At 36.5% G+C, this 8,223-nt stretch carries 6 protein-coding genes; 2 read left to right on the top strand and 4 right to left on the bottom strand.

The annotated features are described in order from the left end of the window. Positions 1–142 precede the first annotated feature (142 nt). The gene (locus KQI76_RS11255) at positions 143–1,345 is read left to right on the top strand and encodes an ROK family transcriptional regulator (RefSeq protein WP_216400398.1); all 1,203 of its coding nucleotides are present in this window, start codon (positions 143–145) and stop codon (positions 1,343–1,345) included. 65 nt (positions 1,346–1,410) lie between these two features. Here KQI76_RS11255 and KQI76_RS11250 read toward each other — a convergent pair whose 3' ends face one another. Genes KQI76_RS11250 through KQI76_RS11235 form a run of 4 tightly spaced genes read right to left on the bottom strand, consistent with a single transcriptional unit; the run spans position 1,411 to position 6,142 of the window. Further along, positions 1,411–2,454, bottom strand: coding sequence for an aldose epimerase family protein (locus tag KQI76_RS11250; RefSeq protein WP_216400397.1), 1,044 nt, complete (start codon positions 2,452–2,454; stop codon positions 1,411–1,413). Between the two features lie 19 nt (positions 2,455–2,473). Next, entirely contained in the window at positions 2,474–3,961 is a 1,488-nt protein-coding gene (gene galT, locus KQI76_RS11245) for a UDP-glucose--hexose-1-phosphate uridylyltransferase (RefSeq protein ID WP_216400396.1), read from the bottom strand. Between the two features lie 11 nt (positions 3,962–3,972). Then, complete coding sequence (galE, locus tag KQI76_RS11240) at positions 3,973–4,956, bottom strand: UDP-glucose 4-epimerase GalE (protein ID WP_216400395.1); 984 nt, start codon at positions 4,954–4,956, stop codon at positions 3,973–3,975. A 13-nt stretch (positions 4,957–4,969) separates the two neighbouring features. Next, the gene (locus KQI76_RS11235) at positions 4,970–6,142 is read right to left on the bottom strand and encodes a galactokinase (protein WP_216400394.1); all 1,173 of its coding nucleotides are present in this window, start codon (positions 6,140–6,142) and stop codon (positions 4,970–4,972) included. A 434-nt stretch (positions 6,143–6,576) separates the two neighbouring features. Between KQI76_RS11235 and KQI76_RS11230 the strand changes: the two genes are divergently transcribed. Then, on the top strand, positions 6,577–8,025 hold the full coding sequence (locus KQI76_RS11230) for a glycoside hydrolase family 1 protein (protein WP_216400393.1): 1,449 nt from the start codon (positions 6,577–6,579) through the stop codon (positions 8,023–8,025). Positions 8,026–8,223 lie beyond the last annotated feature (198 nt).

The raw sequence follows: 8,223 nt of genomic DNA, 5'->3' as shown, positions 1-8,223 counted from the left end.
TTTGTGTGTGTGGTTACCTCACTAATACCCTAAATCTAAGGGGGTGGCAAGTTTTTTAATGTTTAATGGCATGAAATCAACCAAAAATCAAGGTTTACTAAGAAACTTTTGACAATACGATTTAAATGATGGAGGAGAAAGTATGAAACGTGGTAGTTTTCAAGAAATGAAAGCTTTAAATAAATCAATTATTTTGATGAAAATACTAAATGATGGGCCGATTTCTAGGGCTCAAATTGCAAAGGAAACTAAACTCACGCCTCCGACAGTAGGTACACTTGTAAGGGAATTAATTGAGAAGAAGATGGTTTTAGAAAGTAGCCAAGGTGAATCTAAGGGCGGAAGAAAACCAACAATGCTGATCATTAATCAAAAAGCCTATTATATTATTGGACTTGATGCCGGTCCTACCAAAATTGATGCGATTCTAACTGACTTATCTGGTAAAGTCATTTCAAATATTGAGTATAAATTATCTCTTCCATTAACTGAAGACGAATTTCTCACCTCATTAATCGAAGCTACGGAAGCAATTTTAGAACAGAGTACAGAGTATATAGACGATATTATTGGAATAGGTGTTGCAATGCATGGGGTTGTTGATGCTGAAACTGGTTACTCTCTCTACGCACCAAACCTAGACCTGTATAATATGCCAATATCAGATACTTTAGCCAATCACTTTTCATACATTGTTAAAGTAGAAAATGATGCACGAGCACTTGCCTTAGCTGAAAACTGGTTTGGACAAGGGAAAAATAGTGAGCGTTTAGTTGTTGTTAATATTGGCACCGGTGTAGGGGCAGGGGTTACGATTGATGGTGAACTATATCGGGGTGAAAGTTATATTGCAGGTGAAATTGGCCATATGACGATTGATCTTAAAGGAGAAGTTTGTACATGTGGCAACCGTGGCTGTTTACAAACGTTAATTTCAGGACCAGCGATTTCTACGAGAACTAAGAAAATGATTGATGAGGGAGCTGTAACGAGTTTAAGTGAAGTAAAAGATTTAACTTCATTAGATGTTTATCAAGCTGCCGAAGCAGGTGATGCGTTTGCCCGTGAAGTTTTGCGAGAGACAGGTTCATATATTGGCATAGGTTTAACAAATTTAATCCATACGTTAAATCCTAGTCAAATCGTTCTAAGTGGTGGTGTTTCAAAGGCAGGTAAATACATACTTCCTACAATAAAAGCAACCATCGATAAACGAGCCCTAACGAAAACAGCAAAACAAACGATGGTAAATATAACCGAGTTGGGTGATCACGCAAGTGCACTTGGAGCGGTAGCCCTAATTATTGTAGAACTATTCGCAAAGAACGGTGAAATCACGATATAAAAATAGATGAAAAGAGAGTGGATGATTACTTATTTCCACTCTCTTTTTTGTATAGTCATAGGTGTTTATTGGGCTGAGAAACTAAAAGTTGTCGTGTGATGATATTTTTCATTTGCTCTAAGAGTGATACTTGGGAAGTTTGGATACTTAAGTGATGCAGGTGTACTTTGTGTTTCTAAACATACACCAAGATATTTGGCAGATTGACCTTCTTTCAATTTTAGGGAGTCATCTACACTATTTGCTGTATACATCACCATTGCTGGTTGATTCGTTTTAACTCTTAGAACTCTTCCACTTTTTTCTTCTGTCACAATCACATTATCTGTTTGATTATGATCAAATAAGAAGAAATGATCATAGCCATCACCAGCGAGTTTATTTTGTGGATCATCAGAATGAACGCCATCAGCAATTTTCCGTCCATTAGTAAAATCAAAAACAGTATCAGTTACAGGTAAAAGGCGTCCAGTTGGGATTAATTCCTCATCTAGTTCAACAAATTGACTAGCATTCATCTTCACTTCATGGTTCAAGACTGTTTCTTTCAAATCACCAGATAAGTTGAAATAAGAATGATTTGTTAATGATAAAATAGTATCTTTATTAGAGAATGCTTCATAGTCGATGATAAATTCATCTTCATTTGTTAATGTATAAGATACCTTATATCTAACTGTTCCAGGGTAACCAGCTTCTCCATCTAAGCTCGTGTGGTATAATACGGCACCAGAACTGGTTGCTGTTTCAATGAGTTCAACTTGCCAAATAACTGAATGAAGCCCAACTGGCCCCCCATGTAAGTGATGTGCCCCTTCATTTGCGGGTAATTGGAAGGTCTCCCCATTAAGTGTAAAGGTAGAGTTTGCAATTCGCCCAGATACTCGTCCGATTAAGGCACCGAAGTAATTTTCATTGTTTAAATAATCTTTATAATCATCAAAGCCAATCACAATATTTTCAAATTTCCCATTTTTATCAGGTGTAATAAGTGATGTAATGATCCCGCCAAAGTCTAGAAAAGAGACTGATAACCCGTTATTATTCGTGAGTGTATACTCTTTCCAATTATGACCGTCAATTGATAACGGTGTTGTTTTTGCTTGCATTGTAATATCCTCCAGTTACTTAAGAATTTAATGTAGAAATAAATTGCTTAAATGCTTTCCGTCCTTTAGTATTCGACTTAAAGACACCGGAATCCTTTAAAACTTTAACAAATTTTTTGGCTAATTGATCTTCGATGATTTGATCAACATTTTCACGAGTTAAGTTTATTGTTTCAGCTTTAATTTGATCAGCCCAGTCCTTATGGTAATCCTTGACTTGGTCTGATTCACCCAATAGATAGAGTTTTAATTGTTTGAGCTCTGGTTTTAATCGCGGTGGTAAAACAGCTAAGCCCATCACTTCAATTAAACCGATATTTTCCTTTTTTATATGATGTACATCTTGATGTGGGTGAAATAACCCATCTGGATGTTGATCTGTTGTTCGGTTATTACGTAAAACTAAATCTAATTCATAGAAATGATCACGATAGCGAGCGATAGGCGTGATTGTGTTGTGTGGTGTCTCGTCTGTATAGGCTAAGAGATCAACCTCGGGATCACTATATTTACGCCATGATGATAAAATTTTATCTCCAGCTTCAACTAAGCTATCAGGATTTGTTGCTCGTAATCGAATGACAGACATTGGCCATTTTAGGATGCTGGCCTTAATTTCTGGATAATCATTTAATTGAAAGCTGTACTCATCTTCAGCTTCTGTCATTCCAAAAGTATATCGTCCAGCTTGGTAATGGTCGTGACTTAAAATACTTCCTCCAACAATCGGTAAGTCAGCATTTGAACCGATAAAATAGTGGGGGAACTTTTCAACAAAAGCAAGAAGTCGCTTAAATGTATCTTTATTAATTAACATTGGCCGGTGCTCTTTGCAGAAAACAATACTATGTTCATTATAATAAACATAAGGAGAGTATTGGAAGAACCAGTCTTCATCTCCAAGTTTAAGATCAATAACACGGTGATTGGATCGAGCTGGATGTCCTGTTCGACCAACATAGCCTTCATTTTCAAAACAGAGAACACAAGTTGGATAATGACTTGTTTGCTTGATCTCGCGCTCTCTTTTAATTTGTAAAGGGTCCTTTTCTGGTTTTGATAAATTAATGGTAATATCTATTTTTCCATAATCGGTATTTGTTTGATAGTGAATATTCTTTGCGATTCTTTCTGTCTGAATATAATGACTCGTTTGACTTAATGCATAGAAATAGTTTGTTGCTTGAATAGGATCTGCTTGGTATAAGTTTGCAAACTTTTCATTTAGCTCAGATGGTTTCATTAAGAAGATATTCATCAGTTGCGCATCAAGTTGCTCACGCTCATCTAAGGCATCAGTAATCACTTTATGTTCAACAGCATGATCAATCAATTGTTTAAGCAATTGTGGAATCGTTGCTTTTGTTTCTACTTCATCTATTTCTTTAAAAGTAGTCAACCCAAGTAGGCCTAAAATTTGATTACGACAATATATTCGATCACGTTCCTCGATTAGTCCAGCTTCGATCACTTTTGTAATCAGTTGCTCAATTGTTGTTTCGATCATTGATATCCCTCCTAGTAGCCATTTGGACGACTTTGATGCCAACGCCAAGCATCAGTAATAATGCGATTGATTTCTGTTCGATTCGGTTTCCAACCAAGAACAGTCTTAGCTTTATCGGATGATGCAATTAAAGTACTTGGGTCACCTGAACGTCTTGCACCGATTTTTTCTGGAATAGGGTGTCCAGTTACATTTCGTGCAGCTTCAATAATTTCCTTAACAGAGAAACCTTGTGAACTACCGAGGTTAAAGATATTACTTTCCCCACCATCAATTAAATATTCAACTGCACGAATGTGGGCATCAATTAAATCTTCGACATGAATATAGTCGCGAATGCAGGTACCATCTTCAGTTGGATAATCATCACCATAGATCGTAATAAATTCACGTTGCCCAAGTGCTACTTGAAGGACAATTGGAATCAAATGTGTTTCTGGATCATGGTCTTCACCGATTTTTGCATCAGATCTAGCCCCAGCAACATTAAAATAACGTAAAGATACATAACGAATGCCATGAGCTTCTTCACACCAATGCATCATCTTTTCCATCGTCAGTTTTGTTTCACCATAGGTACTTGTCGGTAATGTTGGCATATCTTCAGTAATTGGAACAGCATTAGGTTCCCCGTAGGTTGCCGCAGTTGATGAAAAGACGATATTTTTTACATTGAATTCTTGCATTGCTTGTAAGACGACTTGTGTACCGTAAACGTTGTTATCAAAGTACTTGAGTGGTTTCTCCATTGATTCACCAACAAGTGAGTTAGCTGCAAAGTGAATGATAGCATCGATCTTCTCTTGTTCAAAAACACTTCTTAGAAAGTCAAGGTCACGAATGTCACCAGCATAAAACTTAGCCTCTGGATGAATGGCATCACGATGTCCAGTTGTTAAATTATCGATTACAATCACTTGATGATTTTGTTCAATTAATTGATAAACTGCATGGGAACCAATATACCCTGCACCACCTAAAACTAATATATTCATTATAACGCCCTCCTTATAATTTTAACTCTTTTGCACCGTCGCCAATTGTTGCTTGATAGAACGTCGGTGAGTAACCAATTTTGTTAGTGTAAATTTCGTCAATCTTCTTCTGTACTTGATCTACTTTGTTTTTGTCAACTAATGCAATGGCACATCCACCAAATCCAGCACCTGTCATTCGTGCACCTAATACGCCATCTTGATCCCAAGCTGCTTGAGCAAGTGTATCTAATTCAATTCCGGTCACTTCATAATCATGTTGCAGTGACAAGTGTGATTCATTTAAAAGTTTGCCAAATCCAGTTAGGTCGTTAACTTGTAACTTGTTAAGCGCTTCTTTTGTTCGTTGGTTCTCGTAAACAGCATGTTTTGCCCGTTTACGTTCTACCTCATTATGGATCAGATGTTTATGTTCTTCAAACATTTCCACAGATAGCTCACCAAGACTGTTAATATGAAGTTCACTTTGTAAGTCTTTTAATGCATGTTCACATTCGCTTCTTCGTTCATTATATTTGGAGTCTGCCAGTTCCCGCCGTTTATTTGTATTCATGATCATAATAATATATTTACCAAGATCAACAGGTGCATATTGATAGTCCAGTGTATTGCAATCTAATAGAATGGCATGGTTTTTCTTGCCCATTCCTATAGCAAATTGATCCATGATGCCACTATTGACACCAATATATTGATTTTCAACTTGTTGTCCCAGCTTAACCATCTTAATGCGATCGATATTTAGTTGATAAAGTGATTCAAGTAAAACACCTGTCACTAATTCAATTGAAGCAGAAGATGATAATCCGGCACCATTTGGAATATTCCCATAATATAGAACATCAAAACCATGATCGATATTAAATCCTTCTTTAATAAAGAAATCAATCATTCCCTTAGGATAGTTTGTCCAGTTATCCTCCTTGCGGTATGCCAAATCATCTAAGCTAGTGGTCATCATTCCCTTTTCTTCAAAGTTTAGTGAATAAAACCGTATCGTTCGGTCTTTTCGTTTAGCCGCAATCGCATAGGTTCCGAAAGATATTGAAGCAGGGAAGACGTAACCACCGTTGTAATCTGTATGTTCACCAATTAAATTGATCCGACCTGGTGCAAAGAAAGTCCGTATTTCACTTGTAGGTTGATAAAGTTCAGTAAATTTAGTGATTAATGTTTGAGTATCCACATTTGAAGCCCCCTTAAAGACTTAATTAAATTAATTTATTAATTACTATTATAGTAGCATGGATAAGAGTTGTTCGCAATAAAATAATCTCATTTTAGGCAAAGAAAAATTATCCTTATAAATTAATTGGTAACGATTACAAGATAGTTAAACTAAGCTTATCCTAAAATCAGTTAAATTTCAACACGTTTTAAAAATGTTATAAAAACGTCATTCGTGTACGTCTATAGTTATTAACCTAGGATGATAAAAAAAAGACTACCCAATTTTTATAGAAAGAGAAAATAACCGTGAGGCTAAGAGTTAGCGCAAGTCTGATTCGGTGATCTAATATTTAGTTGGAAGGAAAATTCCAAGAATAAAAATTTACTTTAATAATCTTATTAAGTTATAATAGTGAGAAGAGTAAAGTAAATGAATAAAGGAGATTGATGATGGAACATAAACAGTTGAAACCATTTCCACAAGACTTTTTATGGGGATCAGCTTCAGCCGCTTACCAAATTGAGGGGGCATATGATCAAGATGGTAAAGGCCCATCTGTATGGGATGTCTATACCAAAATACCAGGGACAACTTTTAAAGAAACAAATGGTGATATAGCGGTTGATCATTATCATCGCTATAAAGAAGATATCGCATTAATGGCCGAACAAGGATTAAAAGCCTATCGATTTTCTATTGCATGGAGCCGTATTTTCCCTGAAGGACGTGGCAAGGTCAATGAAGCTGGTTTACAGTTTTATGATGAGCTTATCGATGAATTACTAAACTATGATATCGAGCCCTTGGTTACTCTTTATCATTGGGATGTTCCCCAGGCACTGATGGATGCTTATGGGGCATGGGAATCACGAGAGATTATTGAAGATTTTAATCATTATTGTGCTACCCTTTTTAAACGCTACGGTGATCGTGTAAAGTATTGGGTTACATTAAATGAACAAAATATCTTTATCGGGCTTGGCTATCGATCAGGTATCCATCCACCGGGAGTAAAAGATTTAAAACGCATGTATCAAGCGAATCATATTGCTAATGTTGCTAATGCAAAGGCAATTGAAACCTTTCATCAAATTGTTAAAGATGGTAAGATCGGACCTAGCTTTGCTTATAGTCCCATTTATCCATTCGATAGCAAAGCTGAAAATATAATAGCTGCTGAAAATGCTGAAGAAATGAATTCACATTGGTGGATGGATATATACGCTTGGGGTCGTTACCCGCAAGTAATCTGGAATTACCTTGAAGATAAGGGACTTGCTCCAGAAGTTGAAACAGAAGATTTTGAGTTAATGAGACGTGCAAAACCTGATTTTATGGGGTTGAATTATTATCAAACGGCAACGGTGAAGGCAAATCCACTTGATGGTGTCGGAGAAGCTACTATGAATACGACTGGTAAGAAAGGTTCATCTAAAGAATCAGGTAACCCAGGTTTATTCAAAAATGTCCAAAACCCCTATGTTGAAACAACGGATTGGGATTGGACAATTGATCCTGAGGGATTACGCGTTGCCCTACGACGAATTTCAAACCGCTACCACTTGCCAATTTTAATTACCGAAAATGGTCTAGGTGCTTTTGATACCTTAGAAGAGGGCGATATAGTTAATGATGACTATCGAATTGATTTTCTCGAATCACATGTGGCCGCTATTCAACGTGCAATTAGTGATGGTGTGGATGTGTTAGGTTACTGCACTTGGTCATTTACTGATTTATTAAGTTGGTTAAATGGTTATCAAAAACGTTATGGTTTTGTTTATGTCAATCGTGATGAAGACGGTCCTAAAGATTTACGCCGAATCAAAAAGAAAAGCTTTTATTGGTACAAAGAAGTAATAGAAGCAAATGCATTAATTGATCGCCATTCATTATAAATAATGATGCTGGATTATTTTGAATTTAAAACCGATAAATTGAAAACAGTGCTTAATTTTAAGTAAAATTAGGCACTGTTTTTTTTAGTGCGCCCTGCATGGGTAAATACTAGGCGGTGAAAGTCCGCTACAGGCTTGGCAGTAGGAACTGTTAGCGAAAGACAAGGTGGCTATCGTGAGGTAGTGACTGAAGGAAGT

This window comes from Amphibacillus sp. MSJ-3, assembly GCF_018919165.1.
GTDB lineage: Bacteria > Bacillota > Bacilli > Bacillales > Amphibacillaceae > Amphibacillus.
This window is presented reverse-complemented; position numbering and strand designations above follow the sequence as displayed.

What these genes read in the sequence shown, in the direction of transcription:
- KQI76_RS11255 (WP_216400398.1), top strand. Translation starts at nt 143, where the DNA reads ATGAAACGTGGTAGTTTTCAAGAAATGAAAGCTTTAAATAAATCAATT.
- galT (WP_216400396.1), bottom strand. Translation starts at nt 3,961, where the DNA reads ATGATCGAAACAACAATTGAGCAACTGATTACAAAAGTGATCGAAGCT.
- galE (WP_216400395.1), bottom strand. Translation starts at nt 4,956, where the DNA reads ATGAATATATTAGTTTTAGGTGGTGCAGGGTATATTGGTTCCCATGCA.
- KQI76_RS11230 (WP_216400393.1), top strand. Translation starts at nt 6,577, where the DNA reads ATGGAACATAAACAGTTGAAACCATTTCCACAAGACTTTTTATGGGGA.
- KQI76_RS11250 (WP_216400397.1), bottom strand. Translation starts at nt 2,454, where the DNA reads ATGCAAGCAAAAACAACACCGTTATCAATTGACGGTCATAATTGGAAA.